The sequence below is a fragment of the Streptomyces sp. NPDC001156 genome (assembly GCF_053598275.1).
Genome location: NZ_JBSFJX010000033.1, coordinates 19,527 through 37,346, shown reverse-complemented (window position 1 = coordinate 37,346; position 17,820 = coordinate 19,527). Strand labels below are relative to the sequence as shown.

Annotated in this window: 12 protein-coding genes; 9 read left to right on the top strand and 3 right to left on the bottom strand. The window is 70.5% G+C overall.

Annotation, left to right across the window (positions count from 1 at the left end):
- Positions 1 to 44 precede the first annotated feature (44 nt).
- The gene (locus ACWDA7_RS18375; RefSeq protein ID WP_450605310.1) at positions 45 to 1,592 is read right to left on the bottom strand and encodes an MFS transporter; all 1,548 of its coding nucleotides are present in this window, start codon (positions 1,590 to 1,592) and stop codon (positions 45 to 47) included.
- Positions 1,593 to 1,770: 178 nt separating this feature from the next.
- Between ACWDA7_RS18375 and ACWDA7_RS18370 the strand changes: the two genes are divergently transcribed.
- The 3 genes from ACWDA7_RS18370 (at position 1,771) to ACWDA7_RS18360 (ending at position 3,911) form a co-directional block, all read left to right on the top strand.
- Entirely contained in the window at positions 1,771 to 2,394 is a 624-nt protein-coding gene (locus ACWDA7_RS18370) for a TetR/AcrR family transcriptional regulator (RefSeq protein WP_450605309.1), read from the top strand.
- A gap of 140 nt (positions 2,395 to 2,534) precedes the next feature.
- Complete coding sequence (locus ACWDA7_RS18365; protein WP_450605308.1) at positions 2,535 to 3,236, top strand: ribonuclease HII; 702 nt, start codon at positions 2,535 to 2,537, stop codon at positions 3,234 to 3,236.
- Between the two features lie 69 nt (positions 3,237 to 3,305).
- Positions 3,306 to 3,911, top strand: a complete 606-nt coding sequence (locus ACWDA7_RS18360; RefSeq protein ID WP_450605307.1) for a hypothetical protein — start codon at positions 3,306 to 3,308, stop codon at positions 3,909 to 3,911.
- A 472-nt stretch (positions 3,912 to 4,383) separates the two neighbouring features.
- Here ACWDA7_RS18360 and ACWDA7_RS18355 read toward each other — a convergent pair whose 3' ends face one another.
- Together ACWDA7_RS18355 and ACWDA7_RS18350 are read right to left on the bottom strand one after the other, a co-directional pair.
- Complete coding sequence (locus ACWDA7_RS18355; protein ID WP_450605306.1) at positions 4,384 to 5,019, bottom strand: hypothetical protein; 636 nt, start codon at positions 5,017 to 5,019, stop codon at positions 4,384 to 4,386.
- Positions 5,020 to 5,252: 233 nt separating this feature from the next.
- Positions 5,253 to 7,409 (bottom strand): RecQ family ATP-dependent DNA helicase, encoded by a 2,157-nt coding sequence (locus ACWDA7_RS18350; RefSeq protein ID WP_450605331.1) that lies wholly within the window; start codon positions 7,407 to 7,409, stop codon positions 5,253 to 5,255.
- A 244-nt stretch (positions 7,410 to 7,653) separates the two neighbouring features.
- Here ACWDA7_RS18350 and ACWDA7_RS18345 point away from each other — a divergent pair, with 244 nt between their 5' ends.
- The 6 genes from ACWDA7_RS18345 to ACWDA7_RS18320 all read left to right on the top strand — a co-directional run bounded on the left by ACWDA7_RS18345 (position 7,654) and on the right by ACWDA7_RS18320 (position 17,818).
- The gene (locus ACWDA7_RS18345) at positions 7,654 to 9,555 is read left to right on the top strand and encodes a DUF4192 family protein (RefSeq protein ID WP_450605305.1); all 1,902 of its coding nucleotides are present in this window, start codon (positions 7,654 to 7,656) and stop codon (positions 9,553 to 9,555) included.
- A gap of 197 nt (positions 9,556 to 9,752) precedes the next feature.
- Positions 9,753 to 11,888, top strand: coding sequence for a glycogen debranching N-terminal domain-containing protein (locus tag ACWDA7_RS18340; protein WP_450605304.1), 2,136 nt, complete (start codon positions 9,753 to 9,755; stop codon positions 11,886 to 11,888).
- A gap of 98 nt (positions 11,889 to 11,986) precedes the next feature.
- A complete protein-coding gene (locus ACWDA7_RS18335; protein ID WP_450605303.1) occupies positions 11,987 to 12,745 on the top strand; it encodes an NUDIX hydrolase in 759 nt (252 codons plus the stop codon).
- Positions 12,746 to 12,877: 132 nt separating this feature from the next.
- Positions 12,878 to 14,629, top strand: coding sequence for an ABC transporter ATP-binding protein (locus ACWDA7_RS18330; RefSeq protein ID WP_450605302.1), 1,752 nt, complete (start codon positions 12,878 to 12,880; stop codon positions 14,627 to 14,629).
- Between the two features lie 162 nt (positions 14,630 to 14,791).
- Positions 14,792 to 15,679 (top strand): FadR/GntR family transcriptional regulator, encoded by an 888-nt coding sequence (locus ACWDA7_RS18325; protein WP_450605301.1) that lies wholly within the window; start codon positions 14,792 to 14,794, stop codon positions 15,677 to 15,679.
- Positions 15,680 to 16,267: 588 nt separating this feature from the next.
- Complete coding sequence (locus tag ACWDA7_RS18320) at positions 16,268 to 17,818, top strand: RNA polymerase sigma factor (protein ID WP_450605300.1); 1,551 nt, start codon at positions 16,268 to 16,270, stop codon at positions 17,816 to 17,818.
- Positions 17,819 to 17,820 lie beyond the last annotated feature (2 nt).

The window sequence follows — 17,820 nt, the reverse complement described above, 5'->3', positions numbered from 1 at the left end:
TGCCACCGGTCCGCGCGGACCGGTGGCAGGAGCGAAGGGCCCGCTCAGCTCCCGGCGGGTCCCGCCGTGCCGGCCAGGGCCTCCAGGTCGCTCTTGCGCACCCGGATGACCACGGTGGCCGTGATCAGGGCCAGTACCGCCATCGCGGCGGCCGGGATGAACGCCGTCGAGATGCCGTGGGCGAGTACCTCGTGTCCCCAGGGGGCCGGCAGCAGGTGTGTCTTGGCGAACTCCGCCTTCTGCTCGGGCGCCCCGTTCGCCATGAACTTCGGTATCTGCTTGTCCGCCTCGTTCTGGCTGGCGGTGCCGAACACCGTGGTCAGGATGGACAGTCCGAGCGAACCGCCCACCTGCTGCATGGCGTTGAGCAGTCCGGAGGCCGCGCCTGCCTCGTGCTGGGCGACGCCCGACACCGCGGTCACTGTCAGCGTCACGAAGTTCAGGCCCATGCCGAAGCCGAACAGCAGCATCGGGCCGAGCACGCCGGAGACGTACGAGCTGTCGGGGCTGATGAACGTCAGCCAGCCGAGACCGAGCGCGACGAGCGTCGCGCCGACCAGCATGAACGGCTTGGGGCCGAGCACCGGCAGGAACCGTTGGGACAGGCCCGCGCCGATCACGATCGCCACCGTCACCGGCAGGAAGGCAATACCGGCGGAGATGGGCGAGTAACCCAGTACGTTCTGCACGAACAGCACGATGTAGAAGAACATGCCGAACATCGCCGCGGCGAGGCTGAGCATGATCACGTATGTGCCCGAGCGGTTGCGTTCGGCGAACATCCTCAGCGGGGTGATCGGCTCCTTGGCCCGCATCTCGATCAGGGCGAACGCCAGCAGCAGCACCGCGGCCGCACCGAAGGACCCGATCGTGAGGCTGTCCCGCCAGCCTTCCTCGGATGCGCGGATGAAGCCGTACACCAGCGACGCCATGCCGGCGGTCGAGGTGAGCGCGCCGGCGATGTCGAAGCGTCCCGGATGGCGCTGCGACTCGTTGATGTACATCGGGGTGAGCGCGGCGATCAGCAGACCGATGGGCACGTTGACGAAGAGGACCCAGCGCCAGTCGAGCCACTCCGTGAGCATGCCGCCGGCCAGCAGGCCGATCGCGCCGCCGCCGGCCGACACCGCGGCGAAGACGGCGAAGGCCCGGTTCCGTGCCGGGCCTTCTGGGAAAGTGGTGGTGATGAGAGCCAGCGAGGTGGGCGACGCGATGGCGCCGCCGACGCCCTGCAGAGCGCGCGCGGCGAGCAACTGCCACGGTTCCTGGGCGAGTCCGCCGAGCAGCGAGGCGAACGTGAACAGCAGGATGCCCGTCATGAACACCCTGCGCCGGCCGAGGATGTCACCGGCCCGGCCTCCGAGCAGCAGCAGTCCGCCGAAGGTCAGCGTGTACGCGCTGACCACCCATGTCAGGTCGGTCGTGCTGAACTGCAATGCGTCTTGAATGTGCGGGAGCGCGATGTTCACAATCGTCGCGTCGAGTACCACCATGAGTTGGCAGGCCGCGATGACGGTGAGCGCGATGCCGGGACGCCCTGTCCGGCGTGCGGTTTTGGCTGTTTGTTCCTGGATCAATGGAGAGGTTGTCACTATGGGTCCCCCATAAGTGCGTTAGTGAACGCCCGCGTTCACTGTCGCGTCAACGGTAGTGAGTCCCCGTCAGTGAACGCAAGCGTTCACTGACTTCGTTGCCGTCGACACCGCGAAGACCGCACGTCCCCTTCCCCCCAAAGCCCCCCGCTTCCCCATGCTCAACGGAGACATACAGATGGGTACTTCGTCCTGGATGGCCGCCTCCGCTCAGTCGGCCTCGCTCCGCCGGCGTGGTGCCGTGCTCGAACGCGCGATCCTCGACGCCGCCCTGGAGCAGCTCAGTACGGTCGGCTGGAACGGCCTCACCATGGAGGGTGTCGCCGCCGGTGCCCAGACCGGCAAAGCCGCCGTCTATCGCCGCTGGGCGTCCAAGGAGGACCTCGTCGCGGACGCGCTCCAGGCCGGACTGCCGCGCCTCGACGAGATGCCCGACCTCGGAAACGTCCGCGAGGATCTGCTCGCGTTGTGCCGACAGGCGCGCGAGGCCATGTACTCGCGCCCAGGCTTCGCGCTCCGCGCAGTCATTCACGAATGCGACAGTCGGCAGGCCGAGCGCTTCCATGGCGTGATCTACGAGGGTGTAGTGGAACCCGCCATCAAGCTGCTCCGTGAGGTGATCAACCGTGGTATCGAACGGGGTGAAGTCCGGCCCGACGCCGCGAACGGATATGTCTTCGACGTCATCCCGGCGATGATGATGTACCGCTCGAAGGTGTGCGGAAGCGAATGGGATGAGCAGGACATCGAGGAGATGATCGACCAGCTGATGATGCCGCTGCTGCGGCCCGGGCAGGGCTGAACCGGGTCTTGCGGACTGCGCGGGCGTGGCTGTGTCGGGGCCGTGGCCGTGCGCCCCGAACGGGCTGTCGGCCGATGTGCCGTTGCCCGGGGAAGCCGGGGTGTCGCTCGGCGATCCCGGCGGCGTAGGCTAAGGGCGCCATGCTGTACGAACCACCTACTCACACCGTCGAGCGCTCCCTTCGCGCAACGACCGGAGCGAAGATCATCGCCGGTGTCGACGAGGTGGGGCGCGGTGCGTGGGCCGGCCCTGTCACCGTCTGCGCGGCGGTCACGGGTCTGCGCCGACCGCCCGAGGGCCTCACCGACTCCAAGCTGCTGACCGTCAAGCGGCGCACCGAACTCGCGGTGCTGCTGGAGAAGTGGGTGACGGCGTACGCCCTCGGGCATGCCTCCCCCGAGGAGATCGACGAATTCGGGATGACGGCCGCGCTCCGGTTCGCGGCGGTACGCGCCCTGGAGGCGCTGCCCGTCCGCCCCGATGCGATCATCCTCGACGGGAAGCACGACTACCTTGGGGCGCCCTGGAAGGTCCGTACGGTGATCAAGGGCGACCAGTCGTGTGTGGTGGTCGCGGCGGCCTCGGTGATCGCCAAGGTTCACCGCGACAAAATGATGGCCGAACTGGGTATCGACCATGCAGACTTCGGTTTTGCGGCCAACGCTGGGTATCCGTCGCCGGTGCACAAGGCCGCACTGGAGGAGCGGGGCCCCACCCCGTACCACCGCTTGTCGTGGGCGTATCTTGATGCGCTGCCCCAGTGGCGGCATCTCAAGAAGGTCCGCAACTGGGCGGTCGGAAGCGCGTCGGAGATCGAGGGCCAGCTCGGCTTCGACTTCTGACCGGTTCCGATCGCACTCATGTGCCACCCGCCGAGGCAAGCCGCACCGGCGTTTGATAGATATCAGCTCATGCCTCTCATTCCCGAGGAGCCTCAGATTCACGAGAGTGCCCAGGGTCCCCGCGCCACGCCGGCTGCCGGCCGCACCGCGCCGACCCCTCGTCCTGTACCCGGCCCCCGCCCCGCGGCCCCCGCACGTCCCGGCCGTCCGGGGTCTGTACGGCCGATGCCGGCCCAGCGCGCCTCGCGTGAGCCGGCCAAGTCCGGACCGTCCGTTCCCTCCGCCACCCCGCAGATCCAGCTGATCCCGGCCTCGGCCGAGGGCGCTCTCGACGCCGCTGAGGAAGCAGTCGACCTGCTTCTGGAGTCCGGTCGTGCCCCCGGCGACGTGCTGGTGATCACCACTGGCGAACCGCACCCATGGGCCACGCACGAGCTGTCCTTCGGCGATGGCGCGTACTGGGCGCAGCATGACGCCGGTGACGACGTCTTCTACGCCGACGCCTCCGCCGCCGGCCGTGCCGCCGCCCGTCCGGTGGTCGTGGTCGCCGTCAACGGCGGCGCCGGCGACACCGTGGCGACCGCGCTTCCGCTGGCCCTCGGCCGGGCCGGTGCCCTGCTGATCGTCTGCGGTGACCCGAAGCAGATCAACTCGGTGCTGGGCGCGGGCGTCTGAGCGGTCCGGACCCGGTCCGGTCCACTCGCGTCCCGCCCGTCCGCGCCGGAGTTCCGGAGCCGGTCCGCCGGTTCGGACGTCGGTGGGCCGTCGGGAAGGGCGCCACATCGGTGGACCCCGAACGGCGGTCGCTTCGGCATACGTGCGCGCGGAAAGCCCACCGTGGCATGAGTACCTGGCGCACAGTCGCCGGTCACCGCGGTCCTCCGGCCACCGCGTCGACGGGCCGCCGCGGCCATAGGTCGCCGCAGTCGCCGGGCTTACGGGCCACCTGTGCCGTCGGACTGGGGCGAGGCGACGCGCCTGTGCCGACGATCCCGTGTATCGCTCTCCCGCACCTTCGCCAGGCGGCGCTCACCGGACGTGTTGCCGCGGGACTGCTCCGGCACCTGCCCTGCCCTCAGCGGTCGGCACGTCCCCGGATCGTACGAGGCTCGCCAACCGTACGAGGCTCGCGACGGTGCCGTGTCCTTCAGCGGGCGGCGGCCCGGCGCAGAATCTCCGAGGCGACGCCCCCCGTGCGCGGCGATGGAGAGGGTGCTGTGCCCAGGTCGAACGCCTCCGGTGGTGAGTCCGCATGGGGGCGGCGTCCGCTGCGCCCCTCGCCCAGGACCTGCCAGCCGTCACGCGTCAGCGTGATGTACGCACCGCACCGCAGCCCGTGGAGCGTGCATGCATCGCGCAAACCCCACATCCAGGCCCCGTCCTCCTCCGTCCAACGCCCGTTCCCCTCACGGCAATAGACCAATACGGCCGTCCGCACAGGGGTGCGGCGCCGCAGGTCGTGCGGGATGACCCGGCGCAAGTGGTCCAGCAGCGAATTGCGGAACATCCACCCGTCCGCCGGTGCGGGGCGCCGGATGAACGAAGCGCTCGCCAGCAGCCGTTCCTCTGGATCCAGCACAGCCACCATGGCCATGGAGGGACGCGGCCGGTGCAGGCCGTGCAGCTCGCTGACGACTTCACGGGGGTTGCGCAGCAGCGGAATCCCCGCCGCAGCCCACTCGGCGGGTTCGAGCATCCGGGGCAGAGGGTTGGCGGATGCGGCGAACGGTCCGGCGGAGGCCGACATCGACGCCGCCGAGGACGGAGCGAATCCGAAGGTCACGATTCTCCCTTCGGCTACGCGCCCAGACTTCGGGCGGGGGTCGGACGGGGGGCGCGCACCGCAGCAGAGCCCTACCGGAACCATGGACGAGCCGTGCGGGGAGCGGAATTCAATTCTTCCCGGCGAAGTGAAATGCAGCAACGCGCAATCGGGTCCCCCGACCGATTTCTAGTGCTGGGTGGCCTATATCCCCTGCGTACCTCTGCTCCAAGCGATCCCGGAGACGACACGGGTCACGCCTGCACGGCCAGCACCAGCGGCAACACCCCCTTCGCTCCGCCCTTCCGAAGCATGCGCGCGGCCACCGCCAAGGTCCAGCCCGTCTCGGCCATGTCGTCCACGAGGAGTACCGGACCATCCGCCTCCCGGAGTGCCGCGGCCAGCGCGGGCGGCACGGTCAGTGCCCCGTCGAGCGCCTTGAGCCGCTGCGCGCTGTTGCTCCGGGGCACCCGCGGGACGTCGCCGGCGTACTCCACGGAACCCAGCAGGGGCAGCCGCCCGATCTCCGCTATCCGCGCCGCCAGGGTCTGGATCAGCCTCGGGCGCGTACGCGAGGCCATGCTGACGACGCCGACCGGGCGCGGCTGTGCGTCGGGACTGCCTGCTGCCCAGCCGCCCGGTCCCTTGGCCCAGTCGGCCAGCACGCCGACCACAGCTCGCGCGATGTCGTCCGGCACGGGACCGTCCGGGGCTTGAGGTGCCAGCATCGGGCGCAGCCGGTTGCCCCAGCCGATGTCGGAGAGCCGCCCGAGGGCCCGTCCCGGCGTCGCCTGCTCCCCGGCCGGGATACGCCCCTTCAGATCCACACCGACCGCCGGCAGACCGGTCGGCCACATCTTCCGCGGCTCGACCTCGACGCCCGCGCGGCCGAGCTCACCGCGCGCCGCGTCCAGCGCGAACGGGGAGACGGAGTCCGAGAACCGCGGTCCGGCGCAGTTGTCGCAGCGTCCGCAGGGCGCGGCTCCCTCGTCGTCCAATTGCTGTCTCAGGAACTCCATGCGGCAGCCCGACGTGGATACATAGTCGCGCATCGCCTGCTGCTCGGCCTCGCGCTGCTTGGCCACCCAGGCGTATCTCTCGGTGTCGTACGTCCAGGGGACACCCGTCGCGATCCAGCCGCCCTGCACCCGGCGTACCGCACCGTCGACGTCGAGGACCTTCAGCATCGTTTCCAGCCGGGACCGGCGTAGTTCGACCAGTGGCTCGAGTGCGGGCAGCGACAGCGGCCGGTCCGCCCGCGCGAGGACGTCCAGCGTGCGCCGTACCTGTTCCTCGGGAGGGAAGGCGATCGAGGCGAAGTACTCCCAGATCGCCTGGTCCTCCCTCCCCGGGAGCAGCAGTACTTCGGCGTGCTCCACACCGCGGCCGGCGCGTCCCACCTGCTGGTAGTAAGCGATCGGGGACGAGGGCGAGCCGAGGTGGACCACGAAGCCGAGGTCCGGCTTGTCGAAGCCCATTCCGAGGGCGGAGGTGGCGACCAGTGCCTTGACCCGGTTGGCCAGCAGATCCTCCTCCGCCTGCTGCCGGTCGGCGTTCTCCGTCTTCCCCGTGTACGAGGCCACGGTGTGCCCGCACTGGCGGAGGAACGCGGTGACCTCCTCGGCCGCGGCCACCGTGAGCGTGTAGATGATCCCGGACCCCGGAAGCTCCCCCAGGTGGTCGGCGAGCCATGCCATACGGTGTGCGGCGTCCGAGAGCCGCAGCACGCCGAGGCTCAGGCTCTCCCGGTCCAGATGGCCGCGCAGGACCAGCGCGTCCGTACCGGCCCCGGTGCCGAGCTGCTCCGCGACGTCGGCGGTCACGCGAGCGTTGGCCGTCGCCGTGGTCGCCAGCACCGGCACACCCGGCGGGAGGTCCGCGAGCATGGTGCGCAGCCGGCGGTAGTCGGGGCGGAAGTCATGGCCCCAGTCGGAGATGCAGTGGGCCTCGTCGACCACCAGCAGGCCGGTCGCGGCCGCCAGCTCGGGAAGCACCCGGTCGCGGAAGTCGGGGTTGTTGAGCCGCTCCGGGCTCACCAGCAGGACGTCCACCGCGCCGGCGGCGACCTCGGCCTGGACGGTCTCCCATTCCTCGGTGTTGGACGAGTTGATCGTCCGCGCGTGGATGCCGGCCCGCGCCGCGGCCTCGACCTGGTTGCGCATGAGGGCGAGGAGGGGCGAGACGATGACCGTGGGGCCCGCACCGCGTTCGCGCAGTAGCGCGGTCGCCACGAAGTAGACCGCGGATTTGCCCCAGCCGGTGCGCTGTACGACCAGGGCTCTGCGTCCGCCGGCGACCAGGGCCTCGATGGCACGCCACTGGTCCTCGCGCAGCCGGGCTTCGCCCCCCGGCGCGCCGACGAGTCGGGCGAGCACGGCGTCGGCCGCGGCACGCAGGCCGGTCTCGGCCATGGCCGAGGGGGCGCTCGGGTCCCCGGAGTCCTGCGGGGATCGAGTCGCGGGGTCGTCTGCAGCGGTCGGTGTGGCTTCGTGAGTCGGGTGGCGCGGGTGTTCGTCGGTCATGCCGTCCATGCAACCCGATAGGTCCGACATCGTGCGAGCGAGGCCACAACCTGTGGACAAGTCCTGGCGTGCTCATGGCCGTGGTTATCCACAGGCTCAAACGGAACTCCAAGATCCGCGAGATGGTCGCGGCATGACGAACCACGACGAAGCGGCCGGCTCCTCCGGCATCGGTGACAGGGGCGGATCCGCGCACGGCGGCGGGGACCCCACCGTGCACGGCGCCCGGCCCACGGAGTACAAGGGACATGGCCACGCTGCCGGTTCCTGTGGCGAGACGCAGGTCACCCTGCGCACCCCGGCCGAGCTGGCCGACGCTCTGCCGTACCTGCTCGGGTACCGGCCCGAGGACAGCATCGTGCTGGCTGCCCTGCACGACCGGGACAAGCGCGGGAGGTTCGGCGGGCGCGCACGGCTCGGTATTCCCGCCCGTTCCGACGACTGGCCGTCGGTGGCCCAGCAGCTGGCGCACGGCCTCGTGACCGACAGCGGGCGCAGAGGGACCAGGCCGGAAAGCATGGTCGCCTACCTCGTCCAGGAACCGCAGAGCGGCGAGGCGGGACGCGACGTGATGGAACGCCTGCGGCCGCTCGCGCAGTCGCTGCGCACGGCGTGCGGCGATCTCGACGTTCCGGTGGTGGAGGCGTTGTGTATCTCCGACGGCCGCTTCTGGTCCTACTGCTGTCCGAGCCCGGGCTGCTGTCCAGCCGAGGGACAGCCGATGGGCCTGCCCGGCACGTCCGTCCTGGCGGCCGCTGCCACCTACGCGGGACTTCAAGTGCGGGGCACACTCAAGGAGTTCAGGGCCAGGCTGAGCCCGATGGAGACGGCAGCGGCCCTCGACCAGGAAGTCGCGCTGGACGCCGCGAGCCTGGCCCTCGTCCCAAGGATCCTGCACGGCGACTCACGTGAGGACGTGGCCGGAGAAACGCTCGGACTGGCCGAGCGGGTCATGGCGAGGTTCGCCGAAGCCGCACGGGCACCCAGCACTCAGGCGGCGGACCTTCGCGACGACGAACTGCTCGGACACGACGAGGCCGCGGCCATGATCCTCGGTCTGCAGGATCGCACGACCCGTGATCGCGCAGCCGAGTGGATGGAAGGTCCGGAGGCCGCCGTGGCACTGAGGCTGTGGCGCGCCCTGGCCCGCCGATGCGTGGGCTCGTACGGCGAGCACGCGGCTGCGCCCCTGACGCTGGCCGGATGGGTCGCCTGGTCGACCGGCGACGAGGTCGAAGCCCGCGAAGCTCTCGCCATGGCCCTGGGCGCGGACCCGGACTACCTGTTCGCCCGCCTCCTGCACCAGGCCTGCAACGAGGGCCTGCATCCGGAGACCGTCCGCCGCTGCCTGAGGGCCGAGCGAGTGGAACGGGACGGACAACAGCGAGCGGAACGGGGCGGAGAACAGCGAGCGGAACGGGACGGAGATCGGCGCCCCGCCGCTACGACATCGGACCGGTGCGCTGCGCCGCCGCGCCGCTACGAGGGGGTAGTTGCCGGAGGGCGCATCGAAGGCGAAGCCGGCACCGCTTCGCCCGACAGCGCCGAGGACGTGATCGACGACCGGCCTGGGGCTGTAACGGGGGACGAGCGTCTGCGTGGCGAACGGGTGACGGCTGTAGAGGAGGGTGACGAGCCGTCGCCGGACGACTGCGACCTGGCACAGGCCGCACCCCCACCGCGGACACCGGTAACCACAGCCACTTCCCATTCCACGGACACTCCGCATTGCACGGGCACTTCACATCCCACAGCTACTTCGCAGTCCACGGCCACTCCGCATCCAACGATCGCTTGGCGTCGCCGCCGCAAGACCCGTGCGGCAAGCGGTGGCAGCCGCGCGATCCGGCCCCGTACCGCAAGCGGCGGCAGTCGCGCGATCCGGCGTTCGCCCAGGACAGTCGATGCACGTCATCGGCGCCCCACCGACACCTCGACCGGTGGCGACGGGTCGCGGCCGGGAGCCAGGGACACGACCGACCGTCCCGCCGCTCACGGAGGGCAGGGCCATCGCGTGGAGGACGGAGACACATGAGCGGATCCCTCCATTTGGCCTACCGCCGTTCGGTCGGCTTCCGCCCCACAGGCGTGACCACGGGGAAGGCCCTTCCGTTCACTTGTGGTGCGGAACCCCTGCTCGGGTCGCCCCGCCGCACCACTCAGCACCTTCCCGAGCCCTCACCCGGCGCCGGGCGCCCGCCAAGGCGTACCCAGCGCAGAGGAGGCCGCCTCATGCCCCTGTCCACACCGTTTCCCGCCCGCGGCAGCGACCGCCGGCCCCACCCAGGCATCCCCGCACCCCAGCCTCCCAGCGGCACCCCGCCGACTGCGCCACGGAGGCCGGGCGGGACGTCGGCCCGCACCCCGCACACCGACCGGTCGCCGACGACCGGCCCGCCGCAGCCCCTGCCCCGAGGCGTCGCGGAGCTGCCACCCGCCCACACCGCCCTGATCTGCGTCGCCCTGCCCGCACTGGTGATCTCCACAGATCAGGGACAGCTGACGGGACAGGGACTGGAGGGGTTCTACCGTGCGGGCCGACGCGTGCTGTCCCGTTGCCAGGTGCGGGTGGCCGGCCGGGAGCCGCTCGCCGTCCAGGGCCGCATGCTCGGGGCCGACCGTGCCCGATTCGTGGGGACGGTTCATGTGGCACCGGACTCCGGCCCGGACCCCGATGTCGTTGTGGAGCGCATCCGATCGGCGGAGGGCACGGAGCGCATCGTCCTGCACAGCGCGGCTCCCCGACCGCTGCGCCTGCCACTTGAGGTGTCACTCGGTACGGACCTCGCCGAGTTTGGAGCCGTCGCCTCCGGCAGCTCGGGGCCCGAGCTTGCCGCCACCGTCCACGACTCGGGTCTGCGCTGGTCCTCGGGCAACGGCGACTGCCTGGTCACGGCTGTCCCGTCACCCGCCGATGCCCTGGCCTCGGCCGGACTCCTGCGCTGGGAAATCGAGCTGCCGCCCGGCGGCTCACAGACCGTGGAACTGCGGCTTCACCCGGATGGCCCAGGATCAGCCCGGGCGGTACGGCGAGGGGCGACCAGCCCCTTCGTGCAGGCCCAGGCCACTGGCGACGACCCAAGAATTCAGCCCCTGCTGCGCACCTGCGTTGAGGACCTCGAGGCCTTGCTGCTGCGGGATCCCGCGCACCCCACCGACGTCCATCTGGCGGCGGGGGCCCCGTGGCGCTGCGGTCCGGCCCCCGCCGACTGCCTGGCCGCGGCCCGGATGACACTGCCGCTCGGCACGAGGCTCGCGGCGGGAACCCTGCGCATGCTGGCGCGCACTCAGCTCGGCGGACCCGGCCTGCGCTCGGGCATGATCCCCGGCCCTCGTCGGGACGCGGGGGCTCATCTCCCGCCGGGCTGCACGGGGACCGACGCAACTCTGCTGTTCCCCGTCCTCCTCGCGGAGGCGTGGCGCTGGGGGCTTCCGGAGCGGGAGACGGAGGAACTGCTCCCCGCGGCCGAGAGCTGTCTGCGGTGGCTGCGCACCACAGTCGGTGACGCGGTCTATCTCCCCGACCCCCAGCCGGACGGGCCGCTGCGCTGCGAGACCCAGGCGCACGCCCACCGGGCCGCGCTGCTCGGCGCCGATCTGCTGGAGGTGTGGGGGCGACCGGGCGGACGGGAGCTGCGTGAGTGGGCCGAGGAGCTCCGTGACGCGTTCATCGAGGACTTCTGGATTGAGGACCGTTCGGGCGGCAGACCGGCTGCCGCCCGCACCCGGGACGGACGCCTGGTGCCGCACCTCGGCGCGGGTGCCGCCCATCTCTTGGACACCGGCCTGCTCGGCTCAGGCGCTCTCGCACCCGGGCTGCTCGACAAGGGGCACACCGAGCAGCTGGCACGGTTGTTCGGCGGGCCCGTCATGGACTCGGGCTGGGGACTGCGCGGCCTGGGCGCAAGAGAGGCGGCGTACAACCCGTTCGGACACCGAGGCGGAGCCGTGCGGGTTCAGGAGACGGCGGTCGCCGTCGCGGGACTGGCCGCCGCCGGCTACGAGGAGCAGGCAGGCGCCCTGCTGGGCGGAATGCTGTCGGCGGCGGAGGCCTTCGGATACCGGTTGCCGGAGATGTTCGCGGGTGAGTCGCGGGCCGAAGGGAGCGCCCCCCTGCCGCATCCGGCGGCCTGCCGCCCCGCCGCCACGGCAGCCGCCGCCGGAGTGCTCCTCCTGACCGCCCTCGCCGGCATCCGCCCCGATGCACCCGCCCGGACCGTGACCCTGAGACCGGTCCGCAGCGCCCCACTGGGCGAGATCGCGCTGACGGGACTGCGACTCGCCGGTGCCCCCTTCTCCGTGCGCGTCGGCCGCCTCGGCCTCGCCATGGTGGAGGAGGCGGCCGACGGACTTCAGCTGGGGGTGTGACCTCGGATTACGCGGCGCAGCGGCGCGGACGGTGGTCGTCGATGAGACCTGTGGCGATCGGGAGTGTTTATCGTCAGGCAGACGACTATGATCGCGACATGCCCTACGACCCGTCAGCCTTTCCGCCCTTCGCCGTCACCGTGGACCTGGTCGTGCTGACCGTGCGCCGTCATGCCCTTTGTGCGCTGGCGGTTCGAAGGGGCGAGCCGCCGTTTCAGGGCCGGTGGGCGCTTCCGGGCGGCTTCGTACGGGTGGACGAGGATCTGGCGCAGGCCGCGGCACGCGAGCTGGCCGAGGAGACGGGACTGTGCGCCCACGACCCGTCCGTTCCGGCGCAGGACAACGGCGCTCACCTTGAGCAGCTGGCCACGTACGGCGACCCGAAGCGGGATCCGCGGATGAGAGTGGTGAGCGTCGCCCATCTCGCGCTCGCTCCCGATCTGCCGGCGCCACGTGCGGGTGGCGACGCCAACAGCGCCCGTTGGGCGCCCGTGGAGGAGCTGTTGCAGCAGGGCGGCTACGGCAGGGAGGGGGAGCAGGCGGCGCCGCTCGCCTTCGATCATGCGCAGATTTTGGCGGACGGTGTCGAGCGCGCCCGTTCCAAGATCGAGTACTCGTCGCTGGCCACCGCCTTCTGCCCGCCCGAGTTCACCGTCGGCGAGTTGCGCCGCGTCTATGAGGCGGTATGGGGTGTGGCGCTCGATCCGCGCAACTTTCACCGCAAGGTGACTGGCACACCCGGCTTCCTGGTTCCCACGGGCGGCACGACGACCCGCCAAGGCGGTCGCCCGGCACAGCTGTTCCGTGCCGGAGGAGCCACACTGCTCAACCCGCCGATGCTGCGTCCCGAGGTCTGACCGTCGTCCGACGCAGTCCGTGCGACGGGCTGCTGTGGGCACGTGTCTGAAGCGGACGAAGTAGGCGTCGATGCGGCGCCAAGATGACTGAAAAAGCGGACATAGCGGATATATCGCGCTATCTTGCTTCGAGTGATCCAGGCGATCGGACTGACCAGCATCTCCCGCAGGGACCTCCCGCCCGCTGTCGACGACGTCTCCTTCGAGGCGCATGCAGGCTACGTCACCGCTCTCCTCGGAGGTCCCGGCGCAGGCAAGTCGACGGCGCTCAGGCTCATGCTGGAACTCCAACCGGGCCGAGGCATCACCTACTTCCGGGGCCGTCCGCTGCACCGCATCGCCCACCCCTCGCGCGAAGTGGGAGTTCTTCTCGGCGACGTCCCCGGCCATCCTGCGCGCACGGTCCGCGGGCAACTGCGCATGCTGTGCTGCGCCGCGGGTGAGCCGGTGCGCCGTGCCGACGAAGTCCTCGAGGTGGTCGGACTGACCGGCTTGCGCAACGAGAGGCTCGGCACGCTCTCGCGCGGCATGGACCGTCGCCTCGGGCTGGCCTGCGCCCTCCTCGCAGACCCGCACGCGCTGGTGCTCGACGACCCCGTGGGCGGACTCTCCGCTCGCGAGGGCCGCTGGCTGCACGGCACCCTGCGTGCGCACGCAGCCCAGGGCGGCACCGTCCTGTTCACCACCGGCGACCCCAAGGAGGCCGCACGCACCGCCGATCACGTCGTCACGCTCGACGAGGGCCGGCTCGTCGCCGACCAGGCGGTCGCCGACTTCGCCCGCACCCGGCTGCGACCCCGCGTCGCCGTCCGCAGTCCGCACGCAGCCCGGCTCGGCACACTGCTCACCAAGGAGGCCAGAACGGAGCAGCGTTCTCTGGAAGTCGTTCACGAGGACGGCAACCGGCTGTCGGTTTACGGAAGTACGTGCGCCGAGGTCGGTGAGACCGCTTTCCGGCACGGGGTGCTCGTTCATCAACTGGCTGACGAAGTCGGCGATATGGGGCCGGGCGCCGGCGTCGAAGCCGCCCCCCTCCCGTCCTCGTCGCCGTCGGCCGAGGCGCTGGAGGCAGACGACCTGGCCCCGCTGCCGCCGCCCGTCGGCGTCCGGGACGTGCCCGGCGCCCTGCGCCCCGTGCGTTATGAACTGCGCCGCGCCGCCGGAATCGGCACGACGTACCTCACCGCGGCCCTCGCGCTTGTCTCCTCCCTTCTCGTCGCCGTGGTCCTCGCTCGCGCCGGGGACACCACGGTGGGCCGCCTGCTGGCCGCCTGGCCGCAGGTGCTCCCGCTGCCGCCCGCAGCGCTCGGCGCGGGACTGCTCGGCGCCGTCGCCTTCGGCGACGAGTTCCGCCACCCCGCCCTGGCCGCGGACCGTGGAACCGTTCCCCGCCGCCTGGGACTGCTCGCCGCCAAACTCCTGGTCTCCGGGGCGATGGCGCTGCTCCTTGCCGTCCTCACCGTCGGCTGCGCCTTCGGGTTTCTCCATGTCGTCTATGGGCAGGAGGTTGCCCGGCTTCCTGCTGAGTGGCTCCCTCTCGGCGTCAGTTGGTGCGGGCTCGTCGTCGGCTGCGCCTGGACCGGTGTGCTCGCCGCCGGCATCTTCCGGTCCACCACAGCCGGGCTGGCCGCGGTGCTCGCGGTGCCCGTGGTCGTCGCACCCCTCCTGGAGAAGGTCCTGGAGGGACCGCCCGCGCAGACCTCGGAGGGCTCTGCCGCACAGATGCCCGAGCTCACACTCGTGCGGTTGCCGTTCGGCGCGGATCGGTATCTGGCTGCCGCGGCGCATGTGATCGCCCAACCCGTCGGTGCTGCGCTCGCTTTGTCCCTGATTGCCCTGCTCTGTGCCTATCTGCTCACCACCCTGCGCGGTAGGGTCCGATGACGGCGCTCCGTCACCATCGGTTCCCCTGTGTCCGCAACTTCCCCAAGACACGCCCATTTCTTTCCGATAAGGCGTCAATTGCGACGGGGTGAGCGATCACCCTTTCGTGTGCTTTTCACCAAAGACCTCAAGGGAGTTGGAGAGGGCGCCGACAAAGGATCCGTGAGTACCCTTGCACACACCATGATGACCGCCGCCCGCTCAACAGACTCCGGCCTGGCCGGACCGGGCGAACTCGACCGCTACCCCTACGCCGAGGCACCCGCCCCCGACCGCGTGGGCACACCTTCCTGGGAGGCCGCGGACCCCGAACTCGGCCGCGTCGGCCGGCGCGCCGCGGGCAGCCGCGGACGCGGACTGCACGGCCAACTCGTCCAGCAGCTCGGCCAGATGATCGTCTCCGGTGACCTGGGCGCCGACCGCCCTCTGGTCCCCGAGGAGATCGGCCAGCGCTTCGAGGTGTCCCGTACCGTCGTCCGTGAGTCGCTGCGCGTTCTCGAGGCAAAGGGCCTGGTCAGCGCCCGCCCGAACGTCGGTACGCGTGTGCGCCCCGTGAGCGACTGGAACCTGCTCGACCCGGACATCATCGAGTGGCGGGCCTTCGGGCCGCAGCGCGACGACCAGCGTCGCGAGCTCAGCGAGCTCCGGTGGACCATCGAGCCCCTCGCCGCACGTCTCGCTGCCGGTCACGGGCGCGAGGAGGTGCAGCAGCGGCTCGGTGACATGGTCGAGATCATGAGCCACGCCATGGCGCAGGGAGACTCCCTGACGTTCTCGCGTGCCGACGCGGAGTTCCACTCGCTGCTCATCCAGGTCGCGGGCAACCGCATGCTGGAGCACCTCTCGGGCATCGTCTCGGCCGCCCTCCAGGTCTCCGGCGGCCCGGTCACCGGCTGTGACCGCCCGAATGACGCCTCGCTGAGCCAGCACGCCCGCATCGTCGACGCGCTCGCCTCGGGCGACGGGGCGGCCGCCGAAGGGGCCATGCGTCAACTGCTCACCGTCCAACCCGAGGTAGAGCGCGTGGTGCCCGCCCCGCGCGAGCACTGACCGCACTCTCGGGGGGTGCGATCTTGGGCAGGCGCCCTCGCCGGCCGGCACCCGGTCCGCGCGGCCGGGAGACCGCGTAGTGCCGTTCATCCGCCGTCGGACTCCGTCGGATCCTCCCGGGACCCGGCGGAGTCCGACGGAGATCACGGTGCCGCCAGCCTCCGCTCGCGCCGCCGTCATGGACGATCCGGCGGATGTCGATGATCCGATCGGTCGTGCGTTCACGAGCTCGTCATGGATTCTCTGGGCGGGGCTGTGTGGGGCACGGAATCCGGGGCATGACAGAGCGTGTGCCCTTTACGAGAAGGGCAGCAGGGATGAGATCGACGACCTCCTCTGCCCGTATCTGGACGTTTTTGAGCGGTTACGGGGTGTGACCCGGGCCACGCAGATTGGGCGTAACGCTCTACGGAACTGTGCGATGACCTAAGAGGTGACAGCCGAGGAGGGAATACGGACGCCGGTCACGGCGCTGTTCAACTTCCCGGCCCCCGCCCGCGCCGTCGGCCCATCCCCAAGCCGGCGGTCGGCTCCTGTCCGTCATGGAAGGGGCCGGAAGCCGTTTTCCAACGTTCCGAGAGGTTGTTCGTGTCGGCCAGCACATCCCGTACGCTCCCGCCGGAGATCGCCGAGTCCGTCTCTGTCATGGCTCTTATTGAGCGGGGAAAGGCTGAGGGGCAGATCGCCGGCGACGATGTGCGTCGGGCCTTCGAAGCTGACCAGATTCCGGCCACTCAGTGGAAGAACGTACTGCGCAGCCTCAACCAGATCCTCGAGGAAGAGGGTGTGACGCTGATGGTCAGTGCCGCAGAGCCCAAGCGCACCCGCAAGAGCGTCGCAGCGAAGAGTCCGGCCAAGCGCACCGCCACCAAGACCGTCGCGGCGAAGACGGTGGCCGCCAAGAAGGCGCCCGCCCCCGCCCCGGCAGCCGAGGCTGTGCCCCCGCTGGTGGCCGACGACCCGGCTGAGGACGCGCCCGCCAAGAAGACCGCTGCCAAGAAAACGACCGCCAAGAAGGCGGTCGCCAAGAAGGCCGTCGCCAAGAAGGCGGCTCCGGCCAAGAAGACGACCAGTGGCAAGAAGGACGACGCCGAACTGGTCGAAGAGGAAGTCCTTGAAGAGGCCCCCGTCAAGGGCGGCGACGAGCCCGAGGGCACCGAGAACGCCGGCTTCGTGCTCTCCGACGAGGATGAGGACGACGCGCCCGCCCAGCAGGTCGCCGCGGCCGGTGCCACCGCCGACCCGGTCAAGGACTACCTGAAGCAGATCGGCAAGGTCCCGCTGCTCAACGCCGAGCAGGAGGTCGAGCTCGCTAAGCGCATCGAGGCCGGCCTCTTCGCCGAGGACAAGCTGGCCAACGCCGACAAGCTCGCCCCCAAGCTCAAGCGTGAGCTGGAGATCATCGCCGAGGACGGCCGCCGCGCCAAGAACCACCTTCTGGAGGCCAACCTCCGTCTGGTGGTCTCGTTGGCCAAGCGCTACACCGGCCGCGGCATGCTCTTCCTGGACCTCATCCAGGAGGGCAACCTCGGTCTGATCCGTGCGGTCGAGAAGTTCGACTACACCAAGGGCTACAAGTTCTCCACGTATGCCACCTGGTGGATCCGTCAGGCGATCACCCGCGCCATGGCCGACCAGGCCCGCACCATCCGTATCCCGGTGCACATGGTCGAGGTCATCAACAAGCTCGCACGTGTTCAGCGCCAGATGCTGCAGGACCTGGGCCGCGAGCCCACCCCGGAGGAGCTGGCCAAGGAACTCGACATGACCCCCGAGAAGGTCATCGAGGTCCAGAAGTACGGCCGTGAGCCCATCTCCCTGCACACCCCGCTGGGTGAGGACGGCGACAGCGAGTTCGGCGACCTCATCGAGGACTCCGAGGCCGTCGTCCCTGCGGACGCGGTCAGCTTCACGCTTCTCCAGGAGCAGCTGCACTCCGTGCTCGACACCCTTTCCGAGCGCGAGGCGGGCGTCGTCTCCATGCGCTTCGGTCTCACCGACGGCCAGCCGAAGACCCTCGACGAGATCGGCAAGGTGTACGGGGTCACCCGCGAGCGCATCCGCCAGATCGAGTCCAAGACGATGTCGAAGCTGCGTCACCCGTCGCGCTCCCAGGTGCTGCGCGACTACCTCGACTAGTC

Excerpts from the sequence above, each read along its gene's own strand:
- ACWDA7_RS18370 (WP_450605309.1), top strand. The coding sequence starts at position 1,771 with ATGGGTACTTCGTCCTGGATGGCCGCCTCCGCTCAGTCGGCCTCGCTC.
- ACWDA7_RS18365 (WP_450605308.1), top strand. The coding sequence starts at position 2,535 with ATGCTGTACGAACCACCTACTCACACCGTCGAGCGCTCCCTTCGCGCA.
- ACWDA7_RS18360 (WP_450605307.1), top strand. The coding sequence starts at position 3,306 with ATGCCTCTCATTCCCGAGGAGCCTCAGATTCACGAGAGTGCCCAGGGT.
- ACWDA7_RS18350 (WP_450605331.1), bottom strand. The coding sequence starts at position 7,409 with ATGGCCGAGACCGGCCTGCGTGCCGCGGCCGACGCCGTGCTCGCCCGA.
- ACWDA7_RS18345 (WP_450605305.1), top strand. The coding sequence starts at position 7,654 with ATGACGAACCACGACGAAGCGGCCGGCTCCTCCGGCATCGGTGACAGG.
- ACWDA7_RS18340 (WP_450605304.1), top strand. The coding sequence starts at position 9,753 with ATGCCCCTGTCCACACCGTTTCCCGCCCGCGGCAGCGACCGCCGGCCC.
- ACWDA7_RS18335 (WP_450605303.1), top strand. The coding sequence starts at position 11,987 with ATGCCCTACGACCCGTCAGCCTTTCCGCCCTTCGCCGTCACCGTGGAC.